General features: G+C 69.5%; 16 protein-coding genes. 5 read left to right on the forward strand and 11 right to left on the reverse strand.

All coding sequences use genetic code 11. The features are described 5' to 3' along the window. Window positions 1-94 precede the first annotated feature (94 nt). Both J7E45_RS07160 and J7E45_RS07165 read right to left on the reverse strand, forming a co-directional pair. Complete coding sequence (locus J7E45_RS07160) at window positions 95-664, reverse strand: DNA-3-methyladenine glycosylase I (RefSeq protein WP_215068138.1); 570 nt, start codon at window positions 662-664, stop codon at window positions 95-97. A 28-nt stretch (window positions 665-692) separates the two neighbouring features. After that, the gene (locus tag J7E45_RS07165; protein WP_091032369.1) at window positions 693-1739 is read right to left on the reverse strand and encodes an NAD(P)-dependent alcohol dehydrogenase; all 1047 of its coding nucleotides are present in this window, start codon (window positions 1737-1739) and stop codon (window positions 693-695) included. A 116-nt stretch (window positions 1740-1855) separates the two neighbouring features. Between J7E45_RS07165 and J7E45_RS07170 the strand changes: the two genes are divergently transcribed. Further along, entirely contained in the window at window positions 1856-2773 is a 918-nt protein-coding gene (locus tag J7E45_RS07170; protein WP_215068139.1) for a hypothetical protein, read from the forward strand. Between the two features lie 63 nt (window positions 2774-2836). After that, entirely contained in the window at window positions 2837-3283 is a 447-nt protein-coding gene (locus J7E45_RS07175; protein ID WP_215068140.1) for a hypothetical protein, read from the forward strand. 98 nt (window positions 3284-3381) lie between these two features. On the opposite strand, the gene J7E45_RS07180 is transcribed toward J7E45_RS07175, so the two are convergent. The 3 genes from J7E45_RS07180 to recQ all read right to left on the reverse strand — a co-directional run bounded on the left by J7E45_RS07180 (window position 3382) and on the right by recQ (window position 8836). Then, on the reverse strand, window positions 3382-5448 hold the full coding sequence (locus J7E45_RS07180) for an acyl-CoA dehydrogenase (RefSeq protein ID WP_215068142.1): 2067 nt from the start codon (window positions 5446-5448) through the stop codon (window positions 3382-3384). Between the two features lie 145 nt (window positions 5449-5593). Further along, window positions 5594-6688 carry an ATP-binding protein gene (locus tag J7E45_RS07185; RefSeq protein WP_167632928.1) on the reverse strand — a complete coding sequence of 365 codons (1095 nt, stop codon included), beginning with the start codon at window positions 6686-6688 and terminating at the stop codon, window positions 5594-5596. Window positions 6689-6787: 99 nt separating this feature from the next. Then, on the reverse strand, window positions 6788-8836 hold the full coding sequence (recQ, locus tag J7E45_RS07190) for a DNA helicase RecQ (RefSeq protein WP_215068144.1): 2049 nt from the start codon (window positions 8834-8836) through the stop codon (window positions 6788-6790). A 106-nt stretch (window positions 8837-8942) separates the two neighbouring features. On the opposite strand from recQ, the gene J7E45_RS07195 reads away from it, so the two are divergent. The 3 genes from J7E45_RS07195 to J7E45_RS07205 are packed head-to-tail and all read left to right on the forward strand — an operon-like array spanning window position 8943 to window position 11345. After that, window positions 8943-9287 (forward strand): GNAT family N-acetyltransferase, encoded by a 345-nt coding sequence (locus J7E45_RS07195; RefSeq protein WP_215068146.1) that lies wholly within the window; start codon window positions 8943-8945, stop codon window positions 9285-9287. Next, window positions 9284-10219, forward strand: coding sequence for a pirin family protein (locus J7E45_RS07200; protein ID WP_215068148.1), 936 nt, complete (start codon window positions 9284-9286; stop codon window positions 10217-10219). The genes J7E45_RS07195 and J7E45_RS07200 overlap by 4 nt, the downstream gene beginning before the upstream one ends. Before the next feature lie 4 nt (window positions 10220-10223). Then, window positions 10224-11345, forward strand: coding sequence for a DUF6226 family protein (locus tag J7E45_RS07205; RefSeq protein WP_215068150.1), 1122 nt, complete (start codon window positions 10224-10226; stop codon window positions 11343-11345). A 36-nt stretch (window positions 11346-11381) separates the two neighbouring features. Here the strand turns inward: J7E45_RS07205 and J7E45_RS07210 are convergent, their stop codons facing one another. From J7E45_RS07210 to J7E45_RS07235, 6 genes are read right to left on the reverse strand one after another with little or no spacing between them, the layout of a single operon-like run. Continuing rightward, a complete protein-coding gene (locus tag J7E45_RS07210) occupies window positions 11382-12839 on the reverse strand; it encodes a cation acetate symporter (protein ID WP_215068152.1) in 1458 nt (485 codons plus the stop codon). Further along, window positions 12836-13210 carry a heavy metal transporter gene (locus J7E45_RS07215; RefSeq protein WP_215068154.1) on the reverse strand — a complete coding sequence of 125 codons (375 nt, stop codon included), beginning with the start codon at window positions 13208-13210 and terminating at the stop codon, window positions 12836-12838. The genes J7E45_RS07210 and J7E45_RS07215 overlap by 4 nt, the downstream gene beginning before the upstream one ends. Further along, a complete protein-coding gene (locus tag J7E45_RS07220) occupies window positions 13207-13950 on the reverse strand; it encodes a LytTR family DNA-binding domain-containing protein (protein ID WP_215068157.1) in 744 nt (247 codons plus the stop codon). Before J7E45_RS07220 ends, J7E45_RS07215 begins: the two co-directional genes overlap by 4 nt. Before the next feature lie 5 nt (window positions 13951-13955). After that, entirely contained in the window at window positions 13956-15137 is a 1182-nt protein-coding gene (locus tag J7E45_RS07225) for a sensor histidine kinase (protein WP_167632921.1), read from the reverse strand. A 31-nt stretch (window positions 15138-15168) separates the two neighbouring features. Further along, entirely contained in the window at window positions 15169-15414 is a 246-nt protein-coding gene (locus tag J7E45_RS07230; RefSeq protein WP_091032394.1) for a YbdD/YjiX family protein, read from the reverse strand. Window position 15415: 1 nt separating this feature from the next. After that, window positions 15416-17662: a carbon starvation CstA family protein gene (locus J7E45_RS07235; RefSeq protein ID WP_091032397.1), complete on the reverse strand. Its 2247-nt coding sequence runs from the start codon at window positions 17660-17662 to the stop codon at window positions 15416-15418. Window positions 17663-17737: the final 75 nt, after the last annotated feature.

A 17737-nucleotide genomic window follows, 5' to 3' on the forward strand; every position in this document is an offset into this window, starting at 1 on the left:
CTCATGCGCAGGCCCGACTGGTCGCTGAGCACTCGTACATCCTAACCGCGTCGCGGAATATCACTCGATGGGCAGATATCCCCATCACCCTCCGTTACGCGCGCCAGCATCCTGCCATGTGATCGTCGACCATCCCGGCCGACTGCATGAGGGCATACATGGTGGTCGGCCCGACGAAACGGAACCCGCGTCGACGCAGCTCTTTACTCATCGCCGTCGACTCCGGCGTGACCGCCGGAACGTCGGCGAACGACGCCGGACGGATGCCGGATGCCGCCGGTGCGAACGACCACATCAGCTCGTCGAGCTCGCCCTCCGCCATCGCGCGCACGAGGCGGGCATTGCCGATGGTCGCCAGGATCTTGGCGCGGTTGCGGATGATGCCGGCATCCACCATCAGTCTCTCGACATCGGCCTCGTCGAACTCCGACACCGCCTCGGGCTCGAACCCGGCGAACACCTCGCGGAACCGCGGACGCTTGCGCAGGATCGTGATCCACGAGAGTCCGGCCTGGAAGCCCTCGAGCGCCATCTTCTCGAACAGAGCGCGGTCGCCGTGCAGAGGCACACCCCACTCCTCGTCGTGGTAGCGGCGGTACTCGACGTCGTCGCCCACCCAGGCGCAGCGGTCGCGGGCATCGGGGCCCGTGAGAAGAGAGGTCATCGTGTCAACGTATCGTCCCCCACCGACGTCAGTCGGCGAAGGTGGCCGCGTCGATCACGAACCGGTACCGCACGTCAGACGCGAGCACGCGCTCGTAGGCGGCGTTGATCTCGGAGGCCGGGATCACCTCGATCTCCGCGGCGAGGCCGTGCTCGGCGCAGAAGTCGAGCATCTCCTGCGTCTCGCGGATGCCGCCGATGTTGCTGCCGGCGAGCGAGCGTCGGCCGCCGATCAGCGACATCACTCCGACCGACAGCGGCTCGGCGGGAGCGCCGACGCACACCAGCGCGCCCCCGACGTCGAGCAGGCTCAGGTACGAGCGCACATCGATCACGGCGCTCACGGTGTTGAGGATCACATCGAACGAGGAGCGCAGCTCGCGGAAGGTGTCTCGGTCGCTCGTGGCGCGATAGTGGTCGGCGCCGAGCCGCAGACCGTCGTCCTTCTTGTTCAGGGTCTGCGAGAGCACAGTCACCTCGGCGCCCAGTGCGTGCGCGATCTGCACACCCATGTGCCCGAGGCCGCCGAGACCGACGACCGCGACGCGGGTGCCGGGACCGACGTTCCAGTGCCGCAGCGGCGAGTAGGTCGTGATGCCGGCGCACAGCAGGGGCGCGGCGACATCCAGCGGCAGGGCATCCGGGATGCGCAGGACGAACTTCTCGGTCACCACGACCTGCTCGGAGTAGCCTCCCTGCGTGACGGTGCCGTCGCGGTCCGTGCTGCCGTAGGTCTGCACCGCACCCTCGGTGCAGTACTGCTCCTCGCCGCGCAGGCAGTTGCGGCACTCGCCGCACGAGTTCACCAGGCATCCGACGCCGACGCGATCGCCGACCGCGTGCCGGGTCACGGCATCACCCACCGCGGCGACCGTCCCGGTGATCTCGTGCCCCGGAGCGAGCGGGTACCTCTGCGGACCCCAGTCGCCGCGCACGGTGTGGATGTCGGAGTGGCAGATGCCGGCGAACGCGATGTCGATCAGCACGTCGAGCGGGCCGAGCTCGCGCCGTTCGATGACGGTCTTCTCCAGCGGGGCGGCTTCGCGGGGTGCGGCGTAGGCGTTGACGCGGGTCACGGGGACTCCTTCTTCTGGTGGCGCGATCCACCCTACGCACCGGCTGGGGGGATCCCTCCACCCGTGAAAGGCGCGCCGGTAGTGTGAGGCGCACGACTCCGGAGGGGGAGGTCACGATGCATCGATCGGGTACGTCCGCACGACTGATCACCGTCATCATCGCCGTCGTCGTCGCGCCGTTCGGCGCGGGACTGATCGCGACAGGCGGCAGCAGTTGGGTGTTCGCCTACGGTCAGTATGCGCTGGAAGACGTCGACCTCGGCAGGTTCGCGATGTCGTTCCTGCTCCAGGCCGTCGGCATCCTGCTCCTCTTGCTGGTCGCGATGACCGGCATCTGGAGTTCCGCAGGCCTGATAGCGGTCGGGGTGCTCGCTCTCGTCCCGCTCGTCATCTCCCTGTTCCCGGCGCTCCTGCTGGAGGCGTACCGCCTCGGTGCGGGGATCCTTCCCGTCGAGTGGCTCGATGGACTGGCATACGGACTCCCCCTGATCCTGCTCCCGGTACTCGGCACCATGGGTCTCGTCCTCGCGATGGTGCGACGCCGCCCCGAGGCCACCGGTGCGGGTCTCGCCATCGGTGGACTGATCGTCGCCCCCGTGCTGCTCCTGGCCGGGGTGCTGCTGCTGTCGTGGGGTCTCGGCCGAACCAGCATCGTCGCGCTCCAGCAGTATCGATTCGATTTCGTCCCCGAAGCCGCCGCCGCCGTCCTGATCGGAACGTTGGCGATCATCGCCGGCGTATTCGTCACCCGGTGGTCCCGCTTCGCTCTGGTGCTGCCTGCGCTCGCTCTCCTCGTCGTGAGCGCACTCGTGTTCGCGCCCCGCGTGCTCCTTCCGGCGCTCTCGCTTCTGCCGATGGAAGGGAGCCGCCCGTTGTCCCGGCTCATCCTCGTCGGGGGCGGTACTGCCGCGGCGATCCTCTACCTCGGCTTCACGGCCGTGCTCACACGAGTGCGCGCACAGGCAGCGACGACTCCCTCCGTAGTCACGCCCGACCCCGCATCCGCGCCATATCCGCCGACGCCCGAGGCGTGAGGCGGCCTCCCGTCCGTCGTCAAGCCCCCTCGCATTCGGTGCACCAGTCCCTACGCTTCACCCATGACCACTTCTGACGACAGGGTCTCCGAGTACCTCACGCGCTATTCGGACAGCCTGACCGCGTTCGATGCCGAGACCGCCGCCGGCCTCTGGGCGACGCCGGGGACCATCGTGAACGACCGCTCCTCGGGCGTGCTCGAATCCCGCGACGCCATGATCGACGGCCTGCGGCAGTCGTACCCGATCTACCAGCGGCTCGGTCTGGCCTCTGTCGGGTTCGAGCTCCTCGAACGGCGCGATCTCTCCGACCGACTCGTCCTGATCCGGGTGAGATGGCTGTTCTTCGATGCCGGCGGAGCGCAACTCACCGACACGGACAGCTACTACCTCTTGCGCGACGAGGACGGAACGGGGTTGCAGGCGTGCGTGTGCGTCGAGACCGACGCCGCGGAGAAGCTGGAGGCACTGGCTGCCGAACGCGGCGTGGATCTCACCGCACTGGCCTGACCGCGTCCTTTACTCAGGAAGATCTGACCCCGAACGCAGGAATCCCGCCCCCGAAAGCGAAATCGGGGCGGGATTCCTGAATTGGGAACCGCGAACGGTCAGCGCTGCTTTTTCTTGAGCGCCTTCTCCTGGATCGGGGCCTTGCCGGTGGCGGCGAGGTCGGCGTAGTAGGCACGGGCCTCGTCCTGACGCTGCTTCTCGATGCCGCTCGCGATCGGCGCCCGCACGTGCTCGGGCTCGTAGCCGAACGCGTTCACCAGGTCGAGGGCATGGGGGCGCAGCCGCGCGCACAGCCGGTCGATGTAGCTCGACACGGCTGCGGCGCGCTGGGTCGACAGGCGTCCGTTGATCAGGTGCCAGGCGAGGTGCTTCTCGATGAGCTGCAGACCGAACAGGTCGCGCAGCCAGGTGAGCACCTTCTTGGTGTCGGCGTCGTCGATCTGGTGCACGGCGTCGGTGAACGCCTCCCACTGCAGCAGCTCTCCGTGCGCACGAGCGGCTTCGATCAGCTCGGCCTGGTTCTCGTTGAACAAGCGGGCACCGAGGGCCTTGTCCTTCGCGCCGGGGCGCAGGCGGGAGGCGATGTCGGCCACCATCTGCTGCACGCGTCCGGCGAGGAGATCGTGCTGCTGCTCCTCGCGGAGACCCCGCTCGACCGAGCGGCTCACCTGGCCGAAGTCGGAGACGGCCTGGCCCAGCTGACGGAGTCCGGCGCCGTGGAACAGCTTGCCCGCGGTCATCCCGACCGCGAACTTGGCGAGCGCCGCGGCATCCTTGCCCTGGAACTGCTTGGCGTAGTCGGTCAGCAGACGCTTGCCCACCAGCTGCAGCAGGACGTTGTTGTCGCCCTCGAACGTCACGTAGATGTCGAGGTCGGCGCGCAGGCCCACCAGGCGGTTCTCGAACATGAAGCCGGCACCGCCGGTGGCCTCGCGGGCCTCCTGCAGCGTATCGAGGGCATGCCAGGTCGACAGCGGCTTGAGAGCTGCGGCCAGCGTCTCGAGGTCTTCGCGGTCGGCCGGGGTGTCGGTGCGACCCGAGAACACGCCATCGAACTTCTGCAGGAACTCGTCGTGCGCGAAGATCTGCGCGTACGTAGTCGCCAGGCGCGGCAACAGACGGCGCTGATGCTTGCCGTAGTCCATGAGCACGACCTCCTGCCCATCCGCGCCGTCGAACTGGCGACGCTGGGTGGCGTAGGTGATCGCGATGTGCAGGCCGAGTGCGGAGGCCCAGGATGCCGCACCGTCGAGCGACACGCGGCCCTGCACGAGCGTGCCGAGCATCGTGAAGAAGCGACGGCCGGGGCTGTCGATCGCGCTGGAGTACGTGCCGTCCGCGGCGACGTCGCCGTACCGGTTGAGCAGGTTCGTGCGCGGGATGCGCACGTGGTCGAACGAGAGTCGTCCGTTGTCGATGCCGTTGAGGCCGCCCTTGAGACCGTCGTCCTCGCGGCCGATGCCGGGGAGGTCGACACCGTCCTCTCCACGCAGCGGCACGTAGAAGCAGTGCACGCCGTGGTTCACGCCGTTGGTGATCAGCTGCGCGAAGACGGTCGCCGCGACACCGTGCAGCGCGGCGTTGCCGAGGTACTCCTTGGTGGCCGCCCGGAACGGGGTGTTGATGACGAACTCCTCGGTCGCCGCGTCGTAGGTCGCGGTCGTCCCGACGGCGGCGACATCCGAGCCGTGGCCGATCTCGGTCATCGCGAAGGCGCCGGGGATCGAGAGGTCCATGATTCCGGGGAGCCACTTCTCGTGGTGCTCCGCGGTGCCGAGCTGCAGCACGGCCGAACCGAAGAGCCCCCACTGCACGCCCGACTTGATCTGCAGGCTGGGGTCGGCGACCACGAGCTCTTCGAAGCCGGCGATGTTGGCGCCGTTGTTCTCCTCGCCGCCGAGCGACTTGGGGAACGCACGGTGCACGGCCTTGTTCTCGACCAGCAGGTGCAGCTGGCTGAGCACACGCTCGCGGTGCTCGTCCTTGCCGAGCTCGTCCTTGCGCCAGAACGCCGAGTCCTTGATCATCTCGCGCGCCTGACGGCGCACGTCGCCCCAGGTGCCCATCAGGGCGTCGTTGACTCGGGCGACGTCGAGCTGCGGGGCGAGCGCGGTCGCGGGCGATTCATCGGGTGTCGTCGAAGGACGGACGGCAGCGTCGACCATGGCATTCCTCCAGGGAAGTAGGGGTGTCCCCATGGTAGGTCTGCGACAAACCGGAGCGAACTCCGCTGTGAGCATCCTCCAACCGCGTGCGGGCATATGCCGGCGTTCCGTTGTCGCCTCGCGACAGGGCGACCGCGACAAAGGCTCAACGAGTGCGGAGATGTTCCCGCAGTCCGGGGATCGCGAAGTCGACGCGACCGTGGCCCGCTGGTTGGATCAGGCCCGCAGCGATGAGCCGCGCGCGGTAGTTGCCGACCGTGTTCTTCTTATCACCGAGGCGACGGCCGATGTCTGCCGCGGTCGCAGGGATATCGTCTTCGGCCATCGCTCTGAGGAAGTCGAGGTCCTTCGGGGAGACAGGGGACAGTGCAGCCTCGATGACCACACGGGCATTTCTGCGGTGTGCGGCAGACAGCGCCAGGTCGACGTCCTCGGCGCCGAGCGGTCGATCCGTCGATTCGGCCACCTGCCACAGGTGATAACCGATCAGCTGGATCAGAAACGGATAGCCGCCCGTCGACTCCGCCGCAGCCCTGATCAGCACAGGATCGAGTGGCGTGTCCCAGACGGCGAAGATGTCTGCGAATGAGTTCTCGACTTCGTCGATGGCTGCAGCGTGCAGATCGATCCGATCCGCCCGCCGCAGGAAGGTCGCGACCCCCTCGTTGAGGAGATCGGACACCGCCGCGGGGAGGCCCGCGAAGAGGAGCGCGATCGGGAGACCATCGCGGATGTAATGCTGGACCGAGGCTGCGAGCTGAGCGAGTTCATCCCGGTCTGCCCCGTGGATCTCATCCAGGGTGATGACCAGCCCGGTTCCGTTCTCGTCGAGCTGTCGGAGAAGTTTCTCGCCGACCTGTCGCCATCCTGCTTGCTGTTCGGGAGGGAGCTGCGTCGTGATGGAGAAGCCTGCGGCGCCGATACCGGTGATCCGCCTTCCGGCCGGACCCTGCCCCTGTTCTTCTGCGGCGGCGCGCATCGCCTCGCCGATGCGACCCAGGAAGCCACGGGTCGCGGTCTCCGAGACGACCATCCAGCCGTGAGTGAGCGCCGCGTCCTCGGCTTCACCGAGCATGACGGTCTTGCCGATGCCTCGCGCGCCGGTGAAGATGGTCAGCAGCCCCGGCGCCCCGGAGCGGATGCGGAGCCCGTAGCGGAACTCATCGAGGATCCCGGCACGACCGATCAACTGCGGAGGCTCGGCTCCGGCTGTCGGGCGGAAGGGATTCACGCCGATCATCGCTGCCCTTCTGTGAACTCTTGTGTACCCAGTGTACTTAGGTGTTCTTGCCGCTCTCCCGACCGCACGCTATGGGTCTATGCCATTGGGCCGCGTCGGTCAGGCGGCGGCGATGACCGCCAGCACGCCCTCGCCGTAGGCCTCGCGCTTCTTGGCGCCGATGCCCGTGATGCCGTCGAGATCCTTGAGAGATGCCGGCCGATGCTCGGCGAGCGCACGCAGCGTTGCGTCGCCGAACACGATGTACGCGGGCACACCCTGCTCGCGAGCGGTCTCGGCCCGCCAGGCGCGCAGCGCCTCGAACAGCCCGCGGTCACCGGCATCCAGCGCGTCAGCGGCACTCGCCTTGCGCGCCCGCGACGAAGAGGTCGGACGCCCGATCGTGTCTTTGCGCAGCGGCACGGCGGTCTCGCCGCGCAGCACGCCCGCCGCCTGCTCACCGGGGGCGAGGGTGCCGTAGTCGCCCTGGGCTACCAGGATGCCGCGGGCCAGCAGCTGCCGCACGACGCTGCGCCAGTCCTGGTCGGAGAGGTCGTTGCCGATGCCGTAGGTTGCGAGCTTGTCGTGCCCCTGCTGTCGGATGCGCTCGGTCGAGGCGCCGCGGAGGATGTCGATGAGGTGCCCGGCGCCGAACGACTGGTTGCGCTCGCGCTTGAGCCGAACGATCGTCGAGAGCAGCTTCTGTGCCGGCACGAGGCCGTCGAACGTCTCGGTGTCGTCGAGGCAGGTGTCGCAGTTGCCGCAGGGCTGCGACTCCTGGCCGAAGTACCCGAGCAGGTTCTGTCGTCGGCACTCGACCGTCTCGCACAGCGCGAGCATGGCGTCGAGGTGCTGCCCCATCCGCATCTTGAAGGTGCGGTCGCCGGGGCTCTGGTCGATGAGGCGGCGCTGTTGCACGACGTCGCCGAGCCCATATGCCATCCACGCCACCGCGGGCTCGCCGTCTCGACCCGCACGACCGGTCTCCTGGTAGTACCCCTCGACGGATTTCGGCAGGTCGATGTGCGCGACGAAGCGCACGTCGGGCTTGTCGATGCCCATGCCGAACGCGATGGTCGCGACCATGACCACGCCGTCTTCCCGGAGGAAGCGCGCCTGGTTGGCCGCCCGCACCTCGGCGGGAAGACCCGCGTGATACGGCAGCGCGTCGAGACCCTGCGCGGCGAGATAGGTCGCCGTCTGCTCGACCGACTTGCGGCTGAGCGCGTAGACGATGCCCGCGGGCTGCGCGCCGTCGTCGCTCGCCGGGGTCTGCGCCTTGATGAAGGCGACCAGCTGCTTGCGCGGGTCGACCTTGGGCACGATCCGGTACTGGATGTTCGGGCGGTCGAAGCTCGCGACGAAGTGCTTCGCGGTGTCGAGGCGCAGCCGCTCGGTGATCTCCTTGTGCGTCGCGGCGGTCGCGGTGGCTGTGAGCGCCATGCGCGGCACCCCGGGGAACCGCTCGCCCAGGTCGCCGAGGGTGAGGTAGTCGGGGCGGAAGTCGTGGCCCCACTGCGACACGCAGTGCGCCTCGTCGATCGCGATCACGCTGAGCGTTCCGCGCTGGAGGAGCGCCGTGGTCTGCGCGTTCGACAGACGCTCGGGGGCGACGTAGATGAGGTCGAGCTCGCCGGCGACGTAGGCCCGCTCGACCTCGCGACGCTCGTCGATCGCCTGCGTGGAGTTGAGGTAGGCCGCGTTGACGCCGTTGGCCCGCAGCGCGTCGACCTGGTCGTGCATGAGCGCGATCAGCGGGCTGATGACGAGCCCCGTGCCCTCGCGCACGAGTGCGGGCACCTGATAGGTGATGCTCTTTCCACCGCCGGTGGGCATCAGGACGACGGCGTCGCCGCCCGAGATGACCTGCTCGACGATGTCGGCCTGGTCGCCGCGGAACTCGTCGTACCCGAAGACCGTGTGCAGCGCCTCGCGCGCGGTCGGATAGCGGCTCGGGGTGGCGTGGCGCACGGCGGTTGCACGGCCGGCGGCGGAAGCCGGGGCCACCGGAGTGACCGGCCCCTGTCCCCAATCGAGCGGCGGTTCATAGCCCGAGCCCTGCGGCTCCCAGTCCATGGGCTCCGGAGGAGCGGACGACTCCCACCCGTCGTCGTAGGGCTCGTCGGCGTACGGCAGATCCGCGTACGGGTCACGGGGAGTCTGCGGCATCCCTCCAGCGTAACGACCCCCGCCGACGCGGGCGGCGCCTCATCCACAGGAGCCCACCCCGCGCGGCGGGCGTAGGTTGGAGGCACCCCGTTCGAAGGAGCATCCGATGACCGACATCACCGTGACTCGCAACGACAAAGAGTCGCGCTACGAGATCCGCTCCGACGACGTGCTCGCGGGCTTCGCGGCTTTCGACCTGCGCCCCGGGAGCATCCGCTTCATCCACACCGAGGTCGACCCCGCATTCCAGGGCCAGGGGCTGGCGGGCACGCTCGCGGCCGCCGCGCTGGCGGATGCCGCGGAGCGCGGTGAGGCGATCGTCCCGCTCTGCCCCTACATCGCGAAGTACCTCGAGACGCACGAGGTGCCGGGCGCCGAGATCCGCTGGCCGCAGACCCCCGCGGGACCTGCCGGATCCGCGGGTGAGGACCCGACGGGCCGAGCGGAATGATCGGGCAGCGCCGCCTCATCCTCGAGCCGCGCGAGGTGCCGCTCGGCGGGGTACGCGGCATGAACGTGCTGCGGGCACTGCCGCACCGCAACCTGCCGACGATCGGCGCCTGGTGCTTCCTCGACCGGTTCGGGCCCGCCGACACGAAGATGCGGGTCGAGCCGCATCCGCACATCGGGCTGCAGACGGTGACCTGGCCGCTGGTCGGCGAGATCCGCCACCGCGACTCGCTCGGCAGCGACGCCGACCTGCGCCGCGGTCAGCTCAACCTGATGACGGCCGGGAACGGCATCTCCCACTCCGAGTACTCGATCGGCGAGGGTCCGGTGCCCCTCGACGCCCTGCAGTTCTGGGTCGTGCTGCCGGATTCCGCCCGCCACGGCGCGGCCGGGTTCGAGCGCCACACCGAGCTGCCCTCCGTCGCCCTCCCGGCTGACGATGGAGCGGATGCCGAGGCCACGGTCGTGCTCGGCGAGTTCGCGGGCGTGCGCTCGCCCGCCACGGTGCACACTCCGATCGTCGGCGCAGAGATCGTGCTCGCCCCCGGCTCCCGCGTGCGACTGCCGCTGCGCTCCGACTGGGAGCACGCCCTCATGCTCGTCGAGGGCGATGCCGTGGTGGCGGAGCATCCACTCGACCGGAATGGTCTGCTCTATCTGGGCGACTCCCGCGACGAGGTCGAGGTGGCCAGCCGCGATGGTGCACTGCTGTTCATGCTCGGCGGCGAGCCCTTCGAGGACGACATCGTGATGTGGTGGAACTTCGCCGGCCGCTCGCATGACGAGATCGTCGCCGCGCGCGAGGAGTGGGAGGCGGAGTCCGCGACGGGAGCGACATCGCCCCGCTTCGGCGCGGTCGAGGGTCACGACGTGCGCATCCCGGCCCCGCCGCTCCCCGACGTACGGCTCATGCCGCGCAGCCGGAAGCTCTAGCCCGATGTCGACGTCGAACACCTTTCCCGGCGCGCTCGCGCCGATGCCGGACGCCATGTCCGCCATGCTGATCTGGCCGAGCCCCGAGCCGGTCGCGCCCCCGCGATTCGTCGAAGGCTTCGAGCTCTTCGAGACCTTCGCGCGGGATGCCGGCGCGGACCCCGCCGCCCTCGCCGCCGACTTCAGCGCACTGTGGGACTTCGTGGCCGCACATCCCGAACTCCTCGATGTTCCCGAGACGGCGGAGGCGGCGGAACGGTTCCTGGGCAACGCGATCGCCGTGGCGCATCCGGCGGCGAGGTGGCGCTTCACGAGCGAACCGGAGGTGGGTACCTCGACGATGTCGGTCCCGGTCGCCGGCCTGCTGAGGGGGATCATCGAGCACCCGGAACAGCGCGAGCCGTTCCGGGAGATGCTCGCTTCCTGGCCGCAGGCCGACCGCGACGCCGAGGAGCTCGACGCCCTGCGGCGCGAAGAGGTGGACATCGACTTCGTCGTCGCCCCGGTGCCGTTCACGCGCCCGGTGCTCGCGATCCCGGAGTTCGTCGACGAGTCCGGCCGTGTCATCCACTACGGATCCCGCTGGGCCGGTGGCTCGCCTCCGGAAGACGCCTACTCACGGGTGACCCATCCGGAACGGTTCGCCCCCGTGATGTCGGTCGTCGACGCACTCGTCCACCACCTCGAGACCTGGTACGACGTCGATGTCGACCGACGGTCCGACGAGTCGGGGGCACGCGTCTTTCATCTGCGCCCCACCACAGGGGCGCAGATCACCCTCACCGGGACGGCCGAATCCGTCTTCATACAGTCCGGAGCCCTGACCCGGGAATACGCGCCCAGTTGCACCTGCGATGCCTGCGACGAGACCGCCGAGAGTGTCGCCGACCAGCTCGAGGAGACCCTGCTCGCGATCGCCGCCGGAGGGCTGAGGGAGGTCTTCCCCGTCGGGCAGCGACGCTGGCTGCATACCGAGCTGCGCACCCCTGACGGGGGCGGACGGTCGGGCGGCGGCGAACCCGACCCGTCGTTCCCGGCCGAGGAGCTGGACGATGCCGAAGACCTCCTCGCGCGTCTCCCTGACGGCTGGTGGCCGGCCTGGACGCTGCGCACTCCCCGGCCCTGACTCAGCCCGCTGACTCAGGCGCGTTCCCGCCCTGACTCAGCCGCGCTCCGGGGTGTGCACCCGCGCGAGGAAGCGTTCCGTGCGTGGCGACGGCCCCCGCGGGTCGAGGAGCGACACCACGACCGTCACGATCGTGGCGAGCGGGATCGTCCAGGCGGCCGGCTGCGCGAGGTAGGGCGCGGCGACGCCGACTCCCCCGACCGCCGCGTGCACGAGCAGCGCGAGACCTGCGGCCAATCCGCCCGACACCATCCCGGCCACGGCCCCTCGAGCGGTGAGCCCACGCCACCACACGCCGAGCAGCACCACCGGCGACAGCGTCGACGCCGCCACCACGAACACCACGCCGACGCTCGATCCGAGCCCCGCCGGCGCCGTGAGCAGCGCGATCACGAGCGGCACCAGGGCGCAGAGCACCGCCGACAGGCGGAACGAGCGCACCGAGCCCGAGAACACGTCCTGGCTGATCACCCCCGCGAGCGACACGACGAGTCCGGCCGAGGTCGCCAGGAACGCTGCGAACGCTCCGGCGACGATCAGCGCGGTCAGCAGCTCCCCGACCACCCCGGGGAAGACCCGCGAGGGCAGCAGCAGCACCACCGTGTCCGCCACACCCGGCACGGCGAGGTCGGGAGCGGCGATGCGGGCCAGCAGCCCCATCGTGCTCGACACCGCATAGAACGCGCTCACCATGCCGATCACGATCACGGTCGTGCGGCGGGCAGACACCCCGGTCGGGCTCGTGTAGAACCGCACCAGCACGTGCGGCAGACCCATCGTGCCCAGCAGCAGCGCGAGCAGGAGCGAGGCCGTCTCGTACACGTCGAAGCCGGAGGGACCGGCCTCGACGGGGAAGACGAGCGCCGGATCGAAGTCGTGCGGTCCCCCGCTGAGCGCGAAGGCGATGAACACCACGGGCACGAGGAGAGCGGTGAGCTTGAGCCAGTACTGGAACGCCTGCACGTAGGTGATCGCCCGCATACCGCCCGCCGCGACCGCGGCCGCCACGAGCACCGCGACGGTCACCGCGCCCACCCATTCGGGAAGGCCGGCCACGACGAGCAGCGTGAGCCCGGCGCCGTGCAGCTGCGGCACGATGTACAGCCAGCCGATGACGAGCACCGCGATGCTGGTCACCCGCCGCGCCGAAGTCGATTCCAGCCGAGCCTCGATGAAGTCGGGGATCGTGTACGCGCCGCTGCGCCGGAGCGGGGCGGCGACGAATGCGAGCACCAGCAGATAGCCCGCGGCATAGCCGATCGGGAACCAGAACCCGCGGGCGCCGTCAAGCAGCACGAGGCCCGACAGCCCGAGAAACGTGCCGGCCGACAGATACTCGCCGCTGATCGCCGACGCGTTCCACACCGGTCGCACCGTGCGCGAGGCGACGAAGAAGTCGCCCGTCGTGCGCGAGATGCGCAGTCCGTAGACGCCGATCAGCAGCGTCGCGACGATGACCAGCGCGACCCCGATGAGGTCGAGCACCGCGTTCATTCGCGGTCTCGCAGCGCCCGGTACCGGCGCTCGTTACGGGCGGCCGTGCGCACGTAGAGCACGGCGAAGACGACGATGATCGGGTAGAACGCGTATGCCTGGAGCAGCCACGACAGCGGCAGTCCCCACACCAGGATCCGCCCGATCTCGGGGATGAGCGCGATCGCCAGGGTCAGTGCGACGACCACGACCACGAACCCGGCGACCGTCCCCAGCGCGAGGCGGAGCTGGCTGCGCATCAGGGCCCGCGCGTAGACGGCATCCGCCTCATCCACGGGGGCACCGGGCAGTGCGATGCCGCGGGTGAGGGTCGCCGGGCGCCGGTCGGGGAGGTCGGCGGTGACGCGGACCCGCTTCGGTTTCTCGGTCATCCCGCGCCCTCGCCGCGCACCAACGCCTCGCGCACGGCCGGCACCATCCTCCGACTCACCGGAAGTGAGAGCCCACCGATCGAGACGGCGGCATCCGCGCCGGAGAGCCGAGCCTCGGTCACGGCGGAGATGCGCACGAGCGACGAGCGGTGGATGCGCACGAACCCGGCATCCGTCCACCGCGTCTCGAGCTCGGAGATGGGAATGCGCACCAGATGACCCGCGCCGTCGCCGGTGTGCAGCCGCGAGTAGTCGCCCTGCGCCTGCACCCAGGTCACGTCGCTGCGCCGCACGAACCGCACCGCGGAGCCGACCGTGACCGGCAGCACCTCGTCGTCGCCGGATGCCGCGGTGTCGCCGCCGACCTCGACCACACGGTCGACCGCCTGACGCAGCCGCGCGGCCCGCACGGGCTTGAGCAGGTAGTCGGCGGCTCGCAGCTCGAACGCCTCCACCGCCTTGGCGTCGTCGGCCGTGACGAACACGACCGCCGGCGGCACGGCGAGAGTCAGCAGTGCCCGCGCGAGCTCGGTGCCGCTGAGCCCCGGCATGTGGATGTCGAGGAAGGCGATCCGCACCGCGCGCTCCGACATCAGCCGCAGCGCCTCGGCACCCGACGACGCCGTGAGGATCTCGCCGATGCGCGGATCGGTGCGCAACAGATGCACGAGCTCGTCCAGCGCGGGGCTCTCGTCGTCGGCGACGAGGACGTCGATCGGGGGTGCGCTGTTCGTGGGCATCGTCATCAGTCGGTGTCCGGATCATGCTGCGGTTGAGATTTCGGGACCCGCATGCGCACCAGGGTACCCGCGCCGCTGTTGGTCTCGACCACCAGACCGCCGTCCGCGCCGTAGAGCTGGCGCAGCCGGGTGTCGACGTTGCGGAGGCCGACGTGCACGCCGTCGTCGCTCGCGGTGAGTGTGGCGCGCAGGGCTTCGGGGTCCATGCCCACGCCGTCGTCCTCGACGGTGATCTCGGTGTGCGTGCCGTCGTCGCGCGAGACGATGCGGATCTCGCCGCCGCCCTCGCCCGGCTCGAGCCCGTGGCGCACCGCGTTCTCGACGAGCGGCTGCACAGACAGGAAGGGGATGACGGTCGCAAGGGTCTCCGGCGCGATCTGCAGGGTCACCCGCAGCCGATCCCCGAAGCGGGCGCGTTCCAGTTCGAGGTACGAGTGGATGCTGCCCAGTTCCTCGGCGAGCGTGGTGAACTCCCCCTGTCGCCGGAACGAGTAGCGCGTGAAATCGGCGAACTCGAGCACCAGCTCGCGGGCACGCTCGGGGTCGGTGAGGATGAACGACGCGATCGCCGTGAGGGCGTTGTAGATGAAGTGCGGGGAGATCTGCGCCCGCAGCGACCGCAGCTCGGCCTCGGCGAGCTGGGTCCGCGATGAGTCGAGCACCCCGAGCTCGACCTGCGCGGCGCACCAGTCGGCGACCTCTTCGGCGGCCCGCACGAGCGCCGCCCCGACGGGGGCCGCGAACGCGACGACGACGCCGCCCACGCGGCCGTCGACGCGGATCGGAGCCCCGACGGCCTCGAGGTCGTCGTCGCGCCCCGACGCGGGGAACACCTGTCGACGCCCGGAGGCCCTGACCTGCGCGGCGATGCGGATCGCCGCCGACTCCAGCCCATCGGACGAGCCGTCGAACGAGACGGTGTCGTCGGCGCTGACGATCGCCACCGCGGCACTGCCGAGCAGCACCCGCAGGTGGCGTGCGGCTTTGACGACATCGGGGGCGGCGAGACCGGCGCGCAGGTGCGGAGCGGCCAGGCTCGCCTGGTGCAGCGCGGTGAGGGCCGCCTGCTCCGCATCGCTGCCGAGGTCGGCCGCCCCGCGCGCGAGACGCCGCGCGAACAGCAGCAGCAGCGTCAGGACGACGCCGCCGAGCACGCCGAGCACTGCGGCGAGAACGACGTCGGTCATGAGATCAGCCTACGGAGCCGTGCACGGCGCGTCAGCAGCAGCGGGCACCGGGGTTGCGGTCCTGGTCGTCCATCCGCTCCCGCCAGAACTGCCGCTCGGTCATCGGCTCCTCGTCCGGGTGCACGCGGCGCTGATGGGCGACATAGGTCGCGTAGGCGCTGTCGCCCATCAGGTTCGTCATGTACCAGCGGATGCCGCGGCCCACCCGGCCCACGGCGCCCAGTAGAGCGCGCAGGAGGGTGGTCGCGGCATCCGTCCGACTCATGGTGTCGGCCATCTCAGTGGGACGACGCCTTGCGCTCGTCGGCGAGGATCGGCTCCCACTGCTTCTCGAGCTCGCGCTCCGCGGTGCTCGGCAGGAAGCCGGCCGGAGCGAAGCGGCGCGAGGCGACCGGCTCGTCTTCGGTGTTCTCGCCGCCGCCGTTGCGGATCGCCTTGACCGTGACGATCACGGCCATGACCATCACGATGATCGCGAGGGTGACGAAGATGATCGACAGGGTGCCCTGCACGGCCGTGTTGCGGATGACCGCGTCGAGCACCTCGGGCCCACCGAGCGCGGTGTCGCCGGAATCGCGCGCCGCCACGTACTTGAAGTGGTTCGCCCAGTAGCCGATCGCGGGGACCGGGGAGAGGATCTTGTAGAACGACGCCGTGATGGTGACGACCGCGGTGAACGCCAGGGGCAGCGCGATGATCCACAGCCACTTGAAGTAACTGCGGCCGCGCTTGGCGACGATGGCCAGCACCACGGCGAGCGCGATCGCGGCAAGCAGCTGGTTCGCGATGCCGAACAGCGGGAAGAAGGTGTTGATGCCGCCGAGCGGGTCGGTCACACCGAGGATGAGGATCGCTCCCCAGCCGGCCACCATGATCGCGGTGCAGATCCAGACGCCGGGGCGCCACGAGACGTCGCGGAACTTGGGGAACCAGGCGCCGATCGAGTCCTGCAGCATGAAGCGGGCGACACGGGTGCCGGCATCCACCGCGGTGAGGATGAACAGCGCCTCGAACATGATCGCGAAGTGGTACCAGAACGCCATGAGCGCCTGACCGCCGAGGGCCTGCTGCATGATGTGCGCGAGTCCGAGCGCCAGGGTCGGGGCGCCACCGGTGCGGGACACGATCGACTCCTCGCCGACCGCCTCTGCCGTGCCGGTGAGCATCTCGGGCGTGAGGTTCACCCCCGACAAGCCCAACGAGTTCACGAAGGCGACGGCCCCTTCGACCGTGCCACCCGTCGCCGAGGCCGGTGCGTTCATCGCGAAGTAGATGCCCTGGTCGATCGAGATCGCGGCGACGAGGGCCATGATCGCGACGAACGACTCCATGAGCATGCCGCCGTATCCGATGAAGCGCGTCTGGCGCTCCTTCTCGATGAGCTTCGGTGTGGTTCCGGACGCGATCAGCGCATGGAAGCCCGAGAGCGCACCGCAGGCGATCGTGACGAACAGGAATGGGAAGAGGGGGCCGGCGAACACCGGACCCATGCCGTTCTCGCCGAAGATGCTGACCGCGGGAACCGTGATCTCCGGACGCACCAGCACGATGGCGCCGGCGAGCATGACGATCACGCCGATCTTCATGAAGGTCGACAGGTAGTCGCGCGGAGCGAGCAGCAGCCAGACCGGGAGCACGGCGGCGATGAAGCCGTAGATGATGATGCCCCACGCGATGGTGGTGCGGTCGAGGTGGAAGATCGCCTGCCCCCACTCGGTGCCCGCGACCCAGCCGCCGCCGATGATCGCGGCCATCAGCAGTGCGAAGCCGATGATCGAGACCTCGGTGACCTTGCCGGGGCGCAGGTAGCGCAGGTAGACGCCCATGAAGAGCGCGATCGGGATGGTCATGGCGACTGAGAAGACACCCCAGGGGCTCTCGCCGAGCGCGTTGACCACGACGAGGGCGAGGATCGCGACGATGATCAGCATGATCAGCAGCGAGGCGATGATCGCGGCGGTGCCACCGATCTTGCCGAGTTCCTGACGCGCCATCTGGCCGATCGTGCGGCCGCCGCGGCGCATCGAGAAGAAGAGGACCGTGTAGTCCTGCACAGCGCCGGCGAGCACGACGCCGACGATGATCCAGATCGTGCCGGGGAGGAAGCCCATCTGCGCCGCGAGCACGGGGCCGACGAGCGGTCCGGCGCCGGCGATGGCGGCGAAGTGGTGGCCGTAGAGCACGCGCCGGTCGGTGGGGACGTAGTCCTTGCCGTCCTGGCGGACCTCGGCGGGGGTGGCCCGGCGGTCGTCGGGGCGGGTGATGTACTTCTCGATCACCTTCGAGTAGAAGCGGTAGCCGATCAGATACGTGCAGACCGCGGCGAACACGAACCAGATCGCGTTGACGGTCTCGCCGCGGACGATCGCGAGCATGGTCCACGCGACGGCACCCAGCAGGGCGATCGCCGCCCAGAGGATGATCTTCGGCAGAGTCCAGCGGTTCGCCTTCTCGTGATGCTCCTCGCTGAGGGCGACGGGAGGGAGTTTCGGGTCGGTGACGGGTTCGATGCCCGGTGCGGTCATGGGAGTCTCCTCGGGATACGCGACGTTGCGTTCCCCCACGTTAGGAAAGCGCGTGGGCCGGATGCGGAGGAGGAA

The organism is Microbacterium sp. ISL-59, from assembly GCF_018613945.1.
In the GTDB taxonomy this organism is placed as follows: domain Bacteria; phylum Actinomycetota; class Actinomycetes; order Actinomycetales; family Microbacteriaceae; genus Microbacterium; species Microbacterium oxydans_B.